9 protein-coding genes and 1 pseudogene are annotated in these 16,193 nt (G+C 63.8%); 4 read left to right on the plus strand and 6 right to left on the minus strand.

Annotated features, from left to right (window positions below; all coding sequences use genetic code 11):
* Positions 1–428 precede the first annotated feature (428 nt).
* Positions 429–4,082, plus strand: coding sequence for a vitamin B12-dependent ribonucleotide reductase (locus tag BM353_RS06070; protein WP_092077890.1), 3,654 nt, complete (start codon positions 429–431; stop codon positions 4,080–4,082).
* A 290-nt stretch (positions 4,083–4,372) separates the two neighbouring features.
* Complete coding sequence (locus BM353_RS06075; RefSeq protein ID WP_143104108.1) at positions 4,373–5,020, plus strand: Crp/Fnr family transcriptional regulator; 648 nt, start codon at positions 4,373–4,375, stop codon at positions 5,018–5,020.
* Positions 5,021–5,408: 388 nt separating this feature from the next.
* Here BM353_RS06075 and BM353_RS06080 read toward each other — a convergent pair whose 3' ends face one another.
* The 5 genes and pseudogenes from BM353_RS06080 to tyrS all read right to left on the minus strand — a co-directional run bounded on the left by BM353_RS06080 (position 5,409) and on the right by tyrS (position 13,224).
* Entirely contained in the window at positions 5,409–8,228 is a 2,820-nt protein-coding gene (locus BM353_RS06080) for an ATP-binding protein (protein WP_177220462.1), read from the minus strand.
* 3 nt (positions 8,229–8,231) lie between these two features.
* A pseudogene (locus BM353_RS17230) lies at positions 8,232–8,315 on the minus strand (zinc-ribbon domain-containing protein); the annotation flags it as partial.
* Entirely contained in the window at positions 8,312–11,218 is a 2,907-nt protein-coding gene (locus BM353_RS06085; RefSeq protein ID WP_092077899.1) for an acetoacetate decarboxylase family protein, read from the minus strand. The gene BM353_RS06085 and the pseudogene BM353_RS17230, both read right to left, overlap by 4 nt.
* A gap of 331 nt (positions 11,219–11,549) precedes the next feature.
* Complete coding sequence (locus tag BM353_RS06090; protein WP_092077902.1) at positions 11,550–11,855, minus strand: hypothetical protein; 306 nt, start codon at positions 11,853–11,855, stop codon at positions 11,550–11,552.
* Between the two features lie 115 nt (positions 11,856–11,970).
* A complete protein-coding gene (tyrS, locus tag BM353_RS06095) occupies positions 11,971–13,224 on the minus strand; it encodes a tyrosine--tRNA ligase (protein ID WP_092077905.1) in 1,254 nt (417 codons plus the stop codon).
* A gap of 67 nt (positions 13,225–13,291) precedes the next feature.
* Between tyrS and BM353_RS06100 the strand changes: the two genes are divergently transcribed.
* Together BM353_RS06100 and BM353_RS06105 are read left to right on the plus strand one after the other, a co-directional pair.
* Positions 13,292–14,392: an anhydro-N-acetylmuramic acid kinase gene (locus BM353_RS06100; protein ID WP_092077908.1), complete on the plus strand. Its 1,101-nt coding sequence runs from the start codon at positions 13,292–13,294 to the stop codon at positions 14,390–14,392.
* A gap of 137 nt (positions 14,393–14,529) precedes the next feature.
* Positions 14,530–14,811, plus strand: coding sequence for a hypothetical protein (locus tag BM353_RS06105; RefSeq protein ID WP_092077911.1), 282 nt, complete (start codon positions 14,530–14,532; stop codon positions 14,809–14,811).
* A 76-nt stretch (positions 14,812–14,887) separates the two neighbouring features.
* On the opposite strand, the gene eno is transcribed toward BM353_RS06105, so the two are convergent.
* Positions 14,888–16,162 (minus strand): phosphopyruvate hydratase, encoded by a 1,275-nt coding sequence (eno, locus tag BM353_RS06110; protein WP_092077914.1) that lies wholly within the window; start codon positions 16,160–16,162, stop codon positions 14,888–14,890.
* Positions 16,163–16,193 lie beyond the last annotated feature (31 nt).

The following is a 16,193-nucleotide window of genomic DNA, read 5'->3' on the forward strand; positions in this document are numbered from 1 at the left end:
AAGGGTCAGGCCTCATTAACGAATTGTTAAGTAAATCAAGAATTTAGCTGGGATAACTTGTGGGTATACCTTGGCTTTGGGCGCTAAGCTGCGGCGATGTTTGAACTTTTCATGACGGCGCGAGCGGCGCGCGCCCATACACAGCCTGTGGATGAATCGGCGCGGATTTCGCGTCTCTTCCGTCAAGGTTAAAAATTCATGATTTAGCGCAAAAAACTCGTTGACCCCCCAGATGTAGATCGTCCAAATTGTGAGGGCTCGCGGCGAAGCCACAACATATAGTGGTGCGCCGCGCATCAGGGACAGTTGCCCACTCTGCGACGATCACCACGTGCAGGACAAGGCGCGGAACCGGGAAACCGGATCGCGCCTGATGGACCACTTGTCTTTGAGCTCAGGTTGGACGCGAAGAAAAAAGAGGCAGCGCGATGAAAATCGAACGGAAGTTCACCACCGAAGGTCAGGACGCCTACGCGGAGCTGGACTTCGTGTCCACCTCGTCGGAGATCCGCAATCCCGACGGCACCATCGTTTTCAAGCTCGACAATGTCGAGGTTCCGGCGAGCTGGAGCCAGGTCGCGAGCGATGTGATCGCGCAGAAATATTTCCGCAAGGCGGGCGTGCCTGTGGCGCTCAAGCGCGTGAAGGAAAAGGGTGTGCCCGAGTTCCTCTGGCGCTCTGCACCCGCGGCCAAGGGGGTCGAGACCTCCGGGGAAACTTCGGCAAAACAGGTGTTCGACCGGCTCGCCGGCGCTTGGACCTACTGGGGCTGGAAGGGCGGCTATTTCTCCAAGGAGGAGGATGCGCGCGCCTATTTCGACGAGATGCGCTACATGCTCGCCACGCAGCGCGCCGCGCCGAATTCGCCGCAGTGGTTCAACACCGGTCTGCACTGGGCCTATGGCATCGATGGGCCGAGCCAGGGCCACTACTACGTGGATTACAAAACGGGCGAACTGACCAAGTCGAGCAGCGCCTATGAGCACCCGCAGCCCCATGCATGTTTCATACAATCCGTTAAGGATGACCTCGTCGGCGACGGCGGCATCATGGACCTGTGGGTGCGCGAGGCCCGGCTGTTCAAATACGGATCGGGCACCGGTACCAACTTCTCGAGCCTGCGCGCCGAGGGCGAAAACCTCTCTGGAGGCGGCAAATCCTCGGGCCTTATGGGCTTTCTCAAGATCGGCGACCGGGCGGCCGGCGCGATCAAGTCGGGCGGCACCACGCGGCGCGCGGCCAAGATGGTCATCGTTGACGCCGATCACCCCGATATCGAGGAATACATCAACTGGAAGGTGAAGGAGGAGCAGAAGGTCGCTTCCATCGTCGCCGGCTCCAAGATGCACGAGCAGAAGCTCAACGAGATCTTCGCCGCGATCCGCGCCTGGGATGGCTCGAGCGAAGACTCGGTCGATCCCAAGAAGAACGACCAGCTCAAGTCGGCGATCCGCGGCGCGAAAAACCTCGCGATCCCCGAGACCTACATCAAGCGCGTGCTCGATTACGCCAAGCAGGGCTATGGCTCGATCGAGTTCCCGACCTATGACACCGACTGGGATAGCGAGGCCTATGCCTCCGTCTCGGGCCAGAACTCCAACAACTCCGTCCGCGTGACCGATGCCTTCCTCAAGGCGGTCGAGGCCGATGCCGACTGGGAGCTCATCCGCCGCACCGACGGCACGGTTGCCAAGACCATCAAGGCGCGGGCCCTGTGGGAGCAGATCGGCCACGCCGCCTGGGCCTGCGCCGATCCGGGCATCCAGTATCACGATACCGTCAATGCCTGGCACACTTGCCCCGAAGACGGCCAGATCCGCGGCTCCAACCCCTGCTCGGAGTACATGTTCCTCGACGATACGGCCTGCAACCTGGCCTCGATGAACCTGCTGACCTTCTACAAGGACGGCGCGTTCCAGGTCGAAGAGTACATGCACGCCACGCGCCTCTGGACGCTGACGCTGGAAATCTCGGTACTGATGGCGCAGTTCCCCTCCAAGGAAATTGCCCAGCTTTCCTATGATTTCCGCACGCTCGGCCTCGGCTATGCCAACATCGGCGGGCTGCTGATGACCATGGGGCATGGCTATGACAGCGACGAGGGCCGGGCGCTTTGCGGCGCGCTGACCGCGATCATGACCGGGGTTGCCTATGCGACTTCCGCCGAGGTGGCGGGCGAGCTGGGGGCCTTCCCGAGCTATGACCGCAACGCCAAGCACATGCTCCGCGTCATCCGCAACCACCGCAACGCGGCCTATGGCAAGAAGAGCGGCTATGAAAAGCTGGCGATCAACCCGGTCCCGCTCGACCATACCAACTGCCCCGATGACGCGCTGATCGAAGTGGCGAAATCCTGCTGGGATGAGGCGCTGGCGCTTGGCGAGAAGAACGGCTTCCGCAACGCCCAGGCCACGGTGATCGCCCCGACCGGGACCATCGGCCTGGTGATGGATTGCGACACCACCGGGATCGAGCCGGACTTCGCGCTGGTGAAGTTCAAGAAGCTCGCCGGCGGCGGCTACTTCAAGATCATCAACCGCTCGGTGCCCGCCGCGCTGGAAGGGCTCGGCTACGGCCCGGCGCAGATCGAGGAGATCATCTCCTACGCGGTCGGCCACGGCTCGCTCGGCAACGCCCCGGCGATCAACCACACCACGCTCGCGGGCCACGGCTTCGGCCAGAACGAGCTCGACAAGATCGAAGCGGCGCTGGCCTCGGCCTTCGACATCCGGTTCGTCTTCAACCAGTGGACGCTGGGCGAGGCGTTCTGCAGCCAGGTGCTCGGCATCCCGACCGAGAAGCTCAACGATCCGACCTTCGACATGCTGCGCCACCTTGGGTTCGCCCGCGCCGATATCGACGCCGCCAATGACCACGTCTGCGGCACCATGACCCTCGAAGGCGCGCCGCATCTGAGCGAGGAGCACTACCACGTCTTCGACTGCGCCAACCCCTGCGGCAAGAAGGGCAAGCGGTTCCTGTCGGTCAACAGCCACATCGACATGATGGCGGCCGCCCAGAGCTTCATTTCCGGCGCGATCTCCAAAACGATCAACATGCCGAACGATGCCACGATCGAAGATTGCCAGAAGGCCTACGAGCGCTCCTGGACGATGGGCATCAAGGCCAACGCGCTCTACCGCGACGGCTCCAAGCTCAGCCAGCCGCTCGCGGCGGCGCTGGTCGAGGATGACGACGAGGCGGCCGAAGTGCTCGAGAGCGGCTCGGTGGATGCCAAGGCCCGCGTGCTGGCCGAGAAGATCATCGAGAAGGTCGTCGTCAAGGAGATCGTCCGCTCGCACCGTGAGAAGATGCCGGAACGCCGCAAGGGCTACACCCAGAAGGCGATCGTCGGCGGTCACAAGGTCTACCTCCGCACCGGGGAATATTCCGACGGCCAACTCGGCGAGATCTTCATCGACATGCACAAGGAAGGCGCGGGTTTCCGGGCGATGATGAACAATTTCGCCATCGCGGTCTCCGTGGGCCTGCAATACGGCGTGCCGCTCGAAGAGTTCGTCGATGCCTTCACCTTCACCAAGTTCGAGCCCGCCGGCATGGTTCAGGGCAACGACAGCATCAAGAACGCGACCTCGATCCTCGACTACATCTTCCGCGAACTGGCGGTCTCCTACCTCGACCGCACCGACCTTGCGCATGTGAAGCCGGAAGGGGCGAGCTTCGACGATCTCGGCCGCGGCGAGGAAGAGGGCAAGTCCAACATCTCCGCGCCCTCGGAGGCGGCCTCGGCCAAGTCACTCGAAGTGCTCAAGCAGATCAGCTCGACGGGCTACCTCCGCAAACGCATGCCGCAGGAGCTCATGGTTCTGCAGGGCGGCGCCGCGCGCGTGGCCGCCGAGCTGCAGCAATCCACCGTCGAGACGCAATCGATTGTGGTCGGCAGCGACGTGGCCGCCTCGGTCACCTCGACGACGACGACAACAACCGCCGACGCGGCGACACGGGCCAAGATGCAGGGCTACGAGGGCGATCCTTGCGGCGAGTGCGGCAACTACACGCTGGTGCGCAACGGCACCTGCATGAAGTGCAACACCTGCGGCGGCACCTCGGGCTGTAGCTGACGACAGCGCCGGGCGCGTCCGAGCGCGGGCCCGGCGGCACACTGACAGGGTGGGACAGACGACGCGTCCTTCCCACTCTCACTTGGAGCGCGTGCGCGCGTTCCGGACGACGTTCAGGCCGCAGGCAGAAAAACACCGAGCGGTATCACGAGAAGAGCCTGAACGGCGAAACTCACAGGGGAGGGCTTCGGCTCTCCCCCTTTTCTTTGGCGCGGGCGGGCTTGCGCCGCCACGGCTGGTTTTCGCGCGGCATCTGGCGTAAGCTCGGGTGCGAGAGCGGTGGGGGTGAGATGGTTCTCGAAAGATTGCAACAGGCCGCACGGGCCCGTCTGGAAGCGCAAGCGAGCTTGCGCCGGTTCCTGCGTGGCGAGGCGCTGCTTTTGCGCGGCGATCCGGGCACATCCCTGATGATCCTGAAATCAGGGCGCGCGGAAATCAGCGTGACCTCCGCCGGCGGTCAGAAGACCATCCTCGGCGTCGCCGAACCCGAGGCGATCCTCGGCGATATCGCCTGCCTCGACGGCGGGCCGCGCAGCGCCGATGTCTTCGCGCTGGAGGAGGCGAGCGCGCTTGTGATCTCCCGTCAGGAGATCCTGCGGATGCTGCGCGAGGACAGTGAGAGCGCGCTTCTGGTTATCGAGGCGCTCTGCGAAAAGGCCCGGAATGCCTCGGAGATGCTGGAGGTCAAATCGCTCGGCAGCGGCGCGGCCCGTCTGGCGACCTGCCTGTTGCGCCTGATCGAAGACGGCGGTGGCGCGGCGGCGCGCGATCGGGTCAAGGTCAGCCAGAGCTGGCTCGGCAACTATGCCGGCCTCACGCGCGAAAACGTCAACCGCCAGCTCCGCGCCTGGCAGAGTGACGGCGTGGCCCAGGTCGAGCGCGGCGAGATCGTCATCCTCAACCATGACGCGCTGGCCGATATCGCGCTGGAGCACTGAGCGGCGTTTGGTTGGCGCTGGCCCCTCCGCGATTTCAAAAAAATTTGAGTTAATTCTCGCGCCTGTGACCTGCGTCACAGACCGGCCCGGCCCGCCGGGCTATCTATGGCTTCGGAAGCATCAGGCAACGGAGAATTCATTTTCAGCAGCTCGCAATAATTGAAGTCACACACCTCTGCCCGTGGGCGCGGCATGGCACCCCCCGTCGTGCCGCAAATCGCGGGACTGGACCAAACACCTTAATCCGGCACTGGGCCTTTTTGGTTTGCTCAGGTCGGCCGCGGGAGGACATCTTATCGGTGTAGAGGTGACGGGGACCGCAATCGCCCCAGTGTGATGACGATCGTTGCTCTGATGTTTCCAACCAGTTTCGCCCCGCGCCGATAGATCAGGCGTTGGGGATGGCGCCCATATAGCGGGCGTCCGCCCGAAGGATCGCATCGATTTCGCGGTTCCGGGCGGCGATCATTTCAGCATGTTGGCCCTCGCCGTGCCTGTCGAGAAGCTCGCGGGCGCGGATCATCCATTTGCGTGCCGCATCGCAGTGGCCATCGATCGCCCGGGCCTTGGCGAGGATCGTCCAGAAGATCGGATAGTTCAGCTGAACGCCCATCTGCTCGCCCGCCACCAGCAAGGCTTCGAATTCATCGACAATGGCGCCGGTCTCGCCGGCATCGAGCGGCAGCAAGAGTTGCCACAGTTGGCCGAGGAAGGACCAGAAATTCGCAGCCTGTTCCTCTGCCAGCTTGTGGCCAATGGCGATTTGACGTTCGGCCTCGTCCAGAGCTCCGGCCGCATGCAGCGCGGAGCCGCCGAAAATATGAATCCACGGAAGCTGCGAGATGGCGCCGATGGATTTGAGATGCGCCACTGTCTCCTCGATCAGCTTAAGGGCGTGGTCCACGCGGCCAGACCGCGCCGCGAGTTGGACATCGACGCTGCGCACCGAGGCGAGCGGATCAGCCCCGATTTCCAGGAACAGAAGCCCATGGCGCTCGACGTCGTAGATTTCCTTCAAGGCCCGGCCGGCCTTTTCGGCAGCTTCGAACTCGCCGGCATAAAAGTGATAGGCGGTCTCGTTGACCAGCCGGAGCACGGTGATTTCGTCCGACGCCCCATCATCCAGCGCACGCATGTCCTTGATGATCGCGCCGCAATCGCGCACGCGCCCGCTTAGCATCCGGTGTGCGAAGAGACCGTAGAGCGCGATGCAGCGTTCGCGGTCGGTGCCGCGCGCGAGGCCGATTGCAAGCTCCAGTTTCTCGTATTCCTTGAGCACGTCCGGATGTGCGAATCCGAGGCGCTGCATGCGCGCGCTCGCCAGCAGCGTAAGCGCCGAGATATAGGCAGGATGCCAAGTGTTAGAGCGGCGGGCCTGGTCCTCGACGTCCTCGCAAGCCTCTTCGAAATAGCTGATGGCCGCGTCGAAATTCACGTTGCGCAGCATCTTGATGCCAGCCGCGATGGCAGCGCCGGGGATGGCGTCGTGGGCCCGCGCAGCGATCAGATGATCGGCGAGAACCTCGGGATAGGCGGCGCAGTAGCCGGGTTCCTCGGCCTGCAGCCGGGTGGCGAGGCGGGCATGAATCTCGCGCCGGCGGGCGCGCGGGAGCATGTTGTAGGCCGCGTCGCGCAGTAACACGTGCGAGAAAGAAAACCCCTCTTCCAGCTCGTTGAGCAGCCCGTTGAGCGTCAAGACGCGCAGCTCGTCCTCAAGGGTCCAACGCTCCGGATGCAGCAGCTGCAGGTGTTCCATCGGAAACTCGCGGCCCAGAACCGCCGCCGTCAAGATGATCTCGCGTTCCGCGCCAAAGCCGCTGATGATCGCCTGAAAGGTTGCCTCGACGGATTGGGGCAGGGGAGTCGCCCCGCCGTCGCCGCTGAGTTGGCGCGCGCGGTCGGCGAGGGCCACGAGAAAGAGCGGATTGCCTTCTGCCGCGCGCAGGATCTCGTCTTTACGTGCTTCGGAAAGATCGGTGGTCTCATCCAGCAGGCGTAGCGCAGCGGGCGGCGCGAGCGGGCCAAGGGTCGATTTCTCGGCGCCCATCCGCTCGATGAGATCAGCGAGTTGGGATGCGGGACGGGTGGTGGCCAGAATGTTGATCGGATGGGTCTCGGAGCGCGCGATCTGCTCAAGAACCCCGAGGCTTTCGCTATCCGCCCAGTGCAGGTCGTCAAAGACGATGATCCCGCCTCGCGCGCTGACCGCGTGGCCCAGAAGGTCGGCTAGAAGCGCGCCGCGGCGCAGTCGTTGCTGTTCGAGCGTGAGGTGGGGCACCGGCGGAGCGCCGTCGATGAAGACCTGCGCGAGCAGGGCCAGATCCTCTTCGCCCGCTTTGATATCAAAGGTCCGCAGCGCCTGACCGAGCCTCTCGGAACTCGCGTTATGCGGCAAGCCGAGAACGGGCCGCAGCCCGGTCGCGAAGGGCATCAACCCGGTGCGCCGCAGGTTCTGGCGGGCCGCGAGATAGAGCACCGGGCGCGGATCCGCGCGCCGCATGGCCTCGGCGACAAGCGCCGATTTTCCGATTCCCGGCGGACCTTCGATGACGGAAACGCCCCCCGGCCTGGCAAGGGACGCCGCGATCCGGTCCAACTCGGGCTCCCGAGCGATGAGCAAATCGCCCGTCCGCGTGCCGGGGCGGAAGGCAAAGCGCGTCACGCGCACCACCTCCACTGGGCGGTCGATCCCCTTGAGAACCTCGAAATCGGATGTCGCGCCGTCGAGCGTCACGAGGCGGGAAATGAAGTCGCGGGTCTCGCCTGAGAGGGTCAGTTGGCCGGGGCCGGCGCACTCCTGAAGCCGGGCGGCGCGGTTGACATGAAGCCCGGTGATCATCGGCAGCAAGGCGCCCTGCTGGCCGACGCGGCACATGACCTGACCGCTGTCGATCCCGACGCGGACGCGATGCCCGTCGAGGCGACGCGGGGCGGTTTCGATCATCGACAGCCCGCAGGCGATCGCCGCCACGGCGGCATCCTCTCCATCCTCGGTCAGCCCGAAACAGGCCAGAACCCCGTCGCCATATCGCTGGAGCACCATGCCGTGATAGGTGTTGATCAGGGTCTCGGCGAGTTCGTGAAATCCGCTGATGGTATCGTCGTAGCTGTCCAGATCCCGCGATTGCGCGAGCGCGGTGGAGCCCACGAAATCCACGAAGAGGACTGTGAGCACGCGCTGTTCGGGTGCCTGGTCGAATCGCTCCACCGGGGTGCCACAGCTCGCACAGAACCGCGCGCCCTCCGGCAGGGAGGCCGAACAGCTATGACAAACAGGGGAACTCAAGGCGCTCATCGTTCCCTGCGAACCCAGGCGCGCGCCTCTGCCGCCTCCCGGACGCGCCGTGAATCGAGCGGGTTGGTCATCGACCACGAGCACCAGATCCGAAATGCGCCGGGCAAGCGGCGAGTGGCATGCGGCTCCAGTCCCCGCAGGCGCAGGTTGGCCGCGGGAAAGCCACCTGAGGGATCGCGGGTTTCCACCTCGGCCGTGACCGGGGCGACATAGGCGCGATCGAGCTGAAGGTCGAAGGCGTTGTAAAGTATCCGGCCCGAGTTGCGCCGGGTGACGAAGGTCATGTCCAGCAGATCGGAGATCGCCCCATGCGCCGGATGGCCCGAGAGCGCCACCGGATCGCGGCGCTGTTGGAAGGTCGCGTCGAGCGCGAGTCCCTTGTCATCGCTCGCGGTGAAATGGCTGTTGCCCACCGTGATTGTCGCGTCCTCCTTGGGCATCGCATAGAAGAACCGACCCGCGAAAATCGCCGACTTGCTGTTGACGTAAAGCTGCCGAGGATAAAGGAAATCCGTCTGCCCGGCCTCTTCGGTCCGGGTGTAGGGAATCGCGAAGGTCGCCTCGCCGTAGGGGCTCATGGCGAGGAAGTCGGGGATGAAGGAGCCGCGCACGGTCTGGTAGTGGCAAAAGGACATGCCGACCGGATGGTACCCGGGCCGCGTCATCGGGCAATGCCCGAGGAAGATCCCGTCGGGCAGCATCGCCGCGACCTCGCTCCGGGGCAGCTCATAGAAGAAGAACCAGCCGGTCATCTCCCCGCGCGCGAAAAACGGGGTGAGCGGCCAATGGGTCCCCGAGATCGAGTTGGTCTGGAACATCGCCTTTTCGGAAAGGCTGCCCGCGTCCGGAATATCCTCCGCGCCGACATTGAGCAGCGACACGCCCGTGATCGCCGACGCCGCGGCGATGCCCGACATGGTCGCCGCCTCGACGCAACCGGCGTTGAGCCCGCAGCGCGTCCAGTCGCCCGCGAGATAGAGGTTGTCGAAGCCGCTTTCCGACGGGCTCAGCCGGTGGAAGACGCTGCCGGCGACGGAGAGCACATAGCGCTCAGAGCCGTACATATTGACCCGCGTGTAGCGCCCGGCCTTTTTGCCGTCGTGGAAGAGCTCCGGGTCGAAACCGCCGTCCTTTTTCGCGCGCGGCCACAACATCGGCAGCGCCTCGTTGGTCCAGTCCTCCACCCGCGCGTCAAACCCCTCCAGCGTCTCGCCGTCCGGGGCCGGGGCACAGAAATAGGCGATCGACTCGGGCTCATTGGCGCCCCAATCCTCGCGCGAGATCAGATGCGACATGTCGGCCCAGGTATCGAGCGGCTCGGCAAACCCGGTGATCACGGTGCGCATGGGCGGGGGCGGGATGGTGCCCGGGCTATTGTGCTTGGCGACCTGTTCGTCCCAGCCGAGATCATCGGCGGACCGGTTGAGCCAGAATTGCGCCGCGTGGGTGCCCACGGTTTTCACGCGATCGAGCATCATGCGCCAGCGCGGCGAGGCTTTCGAAAGCTCACCGCTGAGATAGGGGAGCGAGCCGAGGGACGCGCCGAGCAGGACGACGTCGAAATCCTCGCCCCGGCGCAATTCGAAGGCCTCACCGCGGGGCGGGTCTTTCTCGCATTCGAAATCCACGCCGTCCGCTTTGAGCTTTTCGCCGTCAACCAGCTGATCCCAAAGCGGCTCCGACGGCCAGCAGGGCAGGTTTTCGACGTCGACCAATGGCTCATATGTGCCATCCTTGATCGCCGCTTGCCGCACCATGCTCAGCCGGTCGATCCCGATCCCATCCGCGTCGAGATGGAGGTCTCGCGCCGCGCAGAAGAACTCGAATTTCACGCCAAGCTTGCGCAGCACCTGATAGTAGGGGCCGAAGATCGTATCGCCCATCCCGGCCTGCATCTTGTGGAAAATCGCGGTCGAATAGGTGAAAATCAGGCGCGACATCGCGCGAATGGCGGTACCAGCGCCGGAGTTGCCCTGCCGCTCGGTATTGCCGAAGGGAAAGCCGAAGACGAAGTCGTAGCAGCCTCGGACCGCGACCCACTCGAGCGCGGCGTCGCTCGTTCCACTCTGGCGCAGGAAATCGCTGAATTCCCATTGGTCGAGAACGTCATATCCGCTGGTAAAGGCGTTGCTCGTCGCCATCCCGTACATGTAGCCAAGCGCCAGATCGGCGAGGAAAAGGCCGCGGCGGCATGGATCGTCCGCGAGGTTTTCGGGCGTTTCCAGGGCATGCACTTCGGCCTGCGCGGCGGCGATGAGATCGGCGAGGATATTCGTCTGGCGCGGCGTATGATGGCGGGGATCGTCGGGCATGCTTTTGGCATGGCTGTGAATCGCGTGATGCACATCGTGAAGCTGATGCGGAATGTGGAATCCGTATCGGGGATCCTTGGCGGAATTGAAGGCGCCATTCTTGAGGAATTCCACGACGATTTCTAGGATCCGGCGCATCATCTCGAACGGGCCGGGAACATGGGTTTCGCTGCCCGGCTCCTTCGAGTTGGGCGGCAGATCGATCACCCATGGGCGCCATGGGTTGTCCGATGTTTCAGTCTCGAAGCGCTCGGCGAGAAACAGGTGAGACAATGGCTTGAATGCCTTGTCCATCGTCCCGAGCGGCGCATCGGGATCGCGCAGACCGAGCTCGGCAAGCTGATCGTAGCATTTGCGCATGTTGCGGAACGCATTGTCGTAAAAGCCGGCCCAGACGTGCAGCCCGTGCTCTTCGATCCGCTGGCCGTAAGCGGCGTTGCGCCCGCTGGCGCCCTTGCCGCCGAGCCGCCACCCCAGCTGATAGACCGTGATGTCGTATTTGTCCTGCCAGTCCGGCGTTTGCGTGATGGCGTAGACGGCCGTAACAGCGCCGACTCCTCCGCCAATGACCGCGAGTTTTTGTTTAGTCATCCCCCATCCTCTGCCCTGCCGGAAATCCAGCGTTTCGCTAAAACCGATACACTGATACATCCGCCTAAGCGCATGGCATGCTCAACTATAAGGCGATGCGCTTGTCAGTACAGAACTATTCTCCGGATAACGGGGGAGGGATTAATTTTGTGTTATTTCCATATGTTAGACACAAAATCACGAGGGTGCATGCCGATTTTCACTTCTTAAAGGCGAGCTCGGGCGGGCCGGTAGTCACGTTTTTTGCGGGAAATTTGTGCGCGGCTTGCGCCTGGGGGATCACAGATTTCGACGGCGTATCTGAGGCAGAATCGTCGCGATCTGAAGTGGCTCAGCGGTCGCTGCTGGCCCGCGTCTTTGAGGCACTCAGGTCCGAAGTGTCGGTGTGCCGCTCGGTGAGCAAAAAGTCGGCGTCGAGAAGCGCTTCATCAGACAAGATGGATGTGTCACGGCTCTCGGACTCCTGACCGCGCAGGCTCGTGAGCACCACTCCGCCGAGAAGCGCAAGGAGCATTCCCGCCATGCCGCCAACGCTATAGCTGGCCAGCATCCACAGGAACCCGAGCCCCGAAAAGACAGTGATCAGTGCGGAGATCGCGCCAGAGACGATACCGCTTGCGACAATGAACAAAACCATCAAAACCGTTCCAGTTGCGGGCAGGATTAAACCCCGTTTCCGCAAAACTGACGGCCAAGTCTTAACGAAGCCTTAAGTTGACTGAAACCCTTGCAGGAAAGGTTAACAGTGCGGCTCACCCGTTGAGCTTCACCAGGGCATGGCGTTTGCGCCCCGCGCTCAGCTTGAGCCCCTCGCCAATATCCTCCGCGCGTAGCATCAGTCCGGTATCGGTGAGCGGTTCGCCATCGATGCGCGCGCCGTTTTCCGCGATGAGACGTTTGGCGTCCTTGCCCGATTTCGCGAGGCCCGATCGGGTGAAAAGCTGGACCACGGAGATGCCCTCGGCAATCTCCTCCGGCGCGAGCGAAATCGTCGGCAGCTCCGCCCCGATGCCACCCGCTTCGAAGACATCTTTCGACGTCTTCTCAGCGGCTTGCGCAGCAGTCTTGCCGTGGAGCATCGCCGTGACTTCATTGGCGAGCACTATCTTGGCGTCGTTGATCTCGGAGCCAGCGAGAGCGCCGAGCCGGTCGCATTCCTGAATGGGCAATTCGGTATAGAGCTTGAGGAACCGCCCGACGTCCGCGTCGGTCGTGTTGCGCCAGAACTGCCAGAATTCGTAAGGAGAGCGCATCGCGGGATCGAGCCAGATCGCGCCCTCGGCGGTCTTGCCCATCTTGCGCCCGTCGCTCGTGGTTAACAGCGGCGAGGTCAGCCCGTAGATTTCATGCTCCAGTACGCGCCGGGTAAGATCGATCCCGTTGACGATATTGCCCCACTGGTCCGAGCCGCCGAGCTGCAACAGGCAGCCGTAGCGCCGGTTAAGCTCAAGGAAATCATAGGCTTGCAGGATCATGTAGTTGAATTCGAGGAAGGAGAGCGATTGCTCGCGATCAAGCCGCGACTTGACGGATTCGAAGGCGAGCATCCGATTGACGCTGAAATGGCGCCCGATGTCGCGCAGGAAATCGAGGTAATTGAGCCCGTCAAGCCACTCGGCGTTGTTGAGCATGAGCGCGTCCGTGGGCCCGTCGCCGTAGGTGATGTAGGCGGAAAAGACCCGGCGGATTCCGGCGATATTGGCGTCGATCTGATCCGGGGTGAGCAGGGGGCGCTCGTCGGCGCGGAAGGAGGGATCGCCCACCTTGGTCGTCCCGCCGCCCATCAGCGTGATCGGTTTGTGCCCGGTTTTTTGAAGCCAGCGCAACATCATGATCTGGATGAGCGAGCCCACGTGCAGCGATTTCGCGGTCGCGTCAAAGCCGATATAGGCGGGGACGACGCCCGAGGCCAGCGCCTCGTCGAGGCCCTGAGAATCCGTGCAATCCGCCAGAAAGCCACGCTCGATCATGACGTTGAGAAATTCGGATTTCGGGTGGTAGGTCATCGCTCTTGTCCCGGTCTGCTCTGTGGCGCTAGCTATAGGCGCGCAGGCCGAGGAGGGAAAGGGCATCATGTCAGGGAAAATGCGGCCCGTTCTCGGGACCATGTCGGGCACGTCGCTGGACGGCGTCGATGCGGCGGTGCTGGTGACCGATGGCGCGCGGATCGAGGCGTTCGGGGCGAGCGGCTATCGGGGCTATTCGGAGGCGGAGCGGCGGGCGCTCGGGGCGGTGCTCGGTCGGTGGCCGGAGCGGCCGATGAGCCCGGAGTTGGCGCGCGCGCATGAGGTGGTCCTCTCGGCCCACGCGGCGTTGATGTCGGAATTTGACGAGCCGTCGGTCGCGGGGTTTCACGGCCAGACCCTGGCCCACGATCCGCAGGGGCGCGGCACGCACCAGCTTGGCGATGGCGCGGAGTTGGCGCGGCGGCTCGGGCGCACGGTGGTCTGGGATTTCCGGAGCGAAGATATCCGTAAGGGCGGTGAGGGCGCGCCGCTGGCGCCGGTCTTTCACTTCGCCTGCGCCCAGTGGCTCAGCTTGCGCGAGCCGGTGTGTTTTCTCAACCTGGGCGGTGTGGGAAACCTCACCTATGTCGATCCGCGCGCGGAGAGCCCCGAGGCTCCCGGCGCGTTGCTGGCCTTTGACACCGGGCCCGCAAATGCGCCGATCAACGATCTGATGCAGAGGCGCCGCGGCGAATCCTTCGATGACGGCGGCGCGCTCGCGGCGCAGGGCGAGGCGGATTTCGATCTGGTGAAGCGCGTGCTCTCGCGGCGGTACTTCTCAAAGCGGCCCCCGAAATCACTCGACCGCGATGCCTTCGGGGATGTCGGCCGAGCGGTCGCGCAGCAAAGCGATGCGGATGCGGCGGCGACGCTCACGGCCTTTGCGGCGCGGGCCGTGGCGCGGGGGATGGGCTTTTGCCCCGAACGGCCCGCGCGGCTTCTGGTGACCGGAGGCGGGCGGAAAAACCCGGTGATGATGGCGGGGTTGGAGGCCGGGTGCGGCTGCGAGGTCCTGCCGGTCGAAGCGGTCGGGCTCGATGGCGACATGCTCGAAGCGCAGGCCTTTGCCTTCCTCGCGGCGCGCGTGCTGCACGGCCTGCCCACCTCCGTGCCGGGTACGACTGGCGTTTCGCAGCCAGTCTTCGGCGGGCGCATCAGCGCGCCGTAAGTGTCGAGGCGGCCCCCGGCGCGCGGCCTTTTCGTTACGTAACGTAGCGAGACCTTTGGCGGCGTTGATCGGGGGCGCCGGAAAGTATATAAAACCTAATCTAAATTTTGTTCAGTATCAGTGAGAGACGGTAACCAATGGAAGCAGTTCTAGGACAGCTTGTGGGCGGCGCAATCGGTGGGTTCGGTGGGGGCAAGACCCTGCAACACTCCGACATGGGCACAATCGGCAACATACTTGCGGGGGCCGCTGGCGGCCTTGGCGGAGGGCAATTGCTCGGCGGTCTTCTGGGCGGCGGCGCGGCGATGGCCGGCGGGCTCGACCTCGGAGCGCTGGCCGGCAACTTCATCGGTGGCGGAGTCTCAGGCCTCGTGGTTCAGGTCGTTGTGGGTATGATGGTGCAGAAGCTGCGCGATTGAGCGCTCGATCCCAGCATCGCCTTTGATAAAACCGTAACCGGGGCCGCTTTGGACCCCGGTTTTTTTCTGTTCGGCTTCAGCGCAGGATAGATGCGCCCGCGTATTGCGCGGTCTCGCCCAGCATTTCCTCGATGCGGATCAACTGGTTGTACTTGGCGAGCCGGTCGGAGCGCGCGAGCGAGCCGGTCTTGATCTGGCCGCAGTTGGTGGCGACGGCGAGATCGGCGATTGTCGCGTCCTCGGTCTCGCCCGACCGGTGCGACATCACGTTGGTGAAGCGCGCGCGGTGGGCCATGTCGACGGCCTGAAGCGTCTCGGTCAGGGTGCCGATCTGGTTGACCTTGACGAGCATCGAGTTCGCGCTGCCCTTGGCGATCCCCTCGGCGAGGCGGGCGGGGTTGGTGACGAAGAGATCATCGCCCACGAGCTGGACCTTGTCGCCGAGCGTGTCGGTCAGCATCTTCCAGCCATCCCAGTCATCTTCGGCCATGCCGTCTTCGATCGAGATGATCGGGTAGTCGGCGCAGAGGCCTTCGAGATAGGCGACGTTTTCCTGCGAGGAGAGCGATTTGCCTTCGCCCGACATCTCGTACTTGCCGTTTTTGTAGTATTCGGTCGAGGCGCAATCGAGCGCGAGGTAGACCTCTTCACCGGGTTTGAAGCCGGCTTTTTCAATGGATTTCAGGATGAAATCGAGCGCCTCGCGGGTGGAGCCAAGCGCCGGGGCGAAACCGCCCTCGTCGCCGAGCCCGGTGGAGAGGCCCGCCGATGTCAGCTCCTTCTTGAGCGTGTGGAAGATCTCGGACCCCGTGCGCACCGCGTCGGCGATGGAATGGGCCGCGACCGGCATGATCATGAATTCCTGGATGTCGATCGGGTTGTCGGCGTGCTCGCCGCCGTTGATGATGTTCATCATCGGCACGGGCAGGAGGCGCGCCGAGGTGCCGCCCACGTAGCGGAACAGCGGCTGTTCGCAGTATTCGGCGGCGGCCTTGGCGGCGGCGAGCGAGACGCCGAGGATCGCGTTGGCGCCGAGGCGGCCCTTGTTGGGCGTGCCGTCGAGCTCGATCATCGCGGTGTCGATCCCGACCTGTTCGGTCGCCTCGATGCCCACGAGCGCTTCGGCGATCTCGCCGTTGACCGCGGCGACTGCTTCGCGCACGCCCTTGCCCATGTAGCGGCTCTTGTCGCCATCGCGGCGCTCGACGGCCTCATGCGCGCCGGTGGAGGCGCCGGAGGGAACGGCCGCGCGGCCCATGGAGCCGTCTTCGAGCGTCACGTCGACCTCGACCGTGGGGTTGCCCCGGCTGTCGAGGATTTCGCGGGCGTGGATGTCGACGATGGTGCTCATGCAATGACCTTTCGGAAAGCGGAATAGTTGG

Source organism: Poseidonocella sedimentorum (assembly GCF_900116005.1).
GTDB classification, from domain to species: Bacteria; Pseudomonadota; Alphaproteobacteria; order Rhodobacterales; family Rhodobacteraceae; genus Poseidonocella; species Poseidonocella sedimentorum.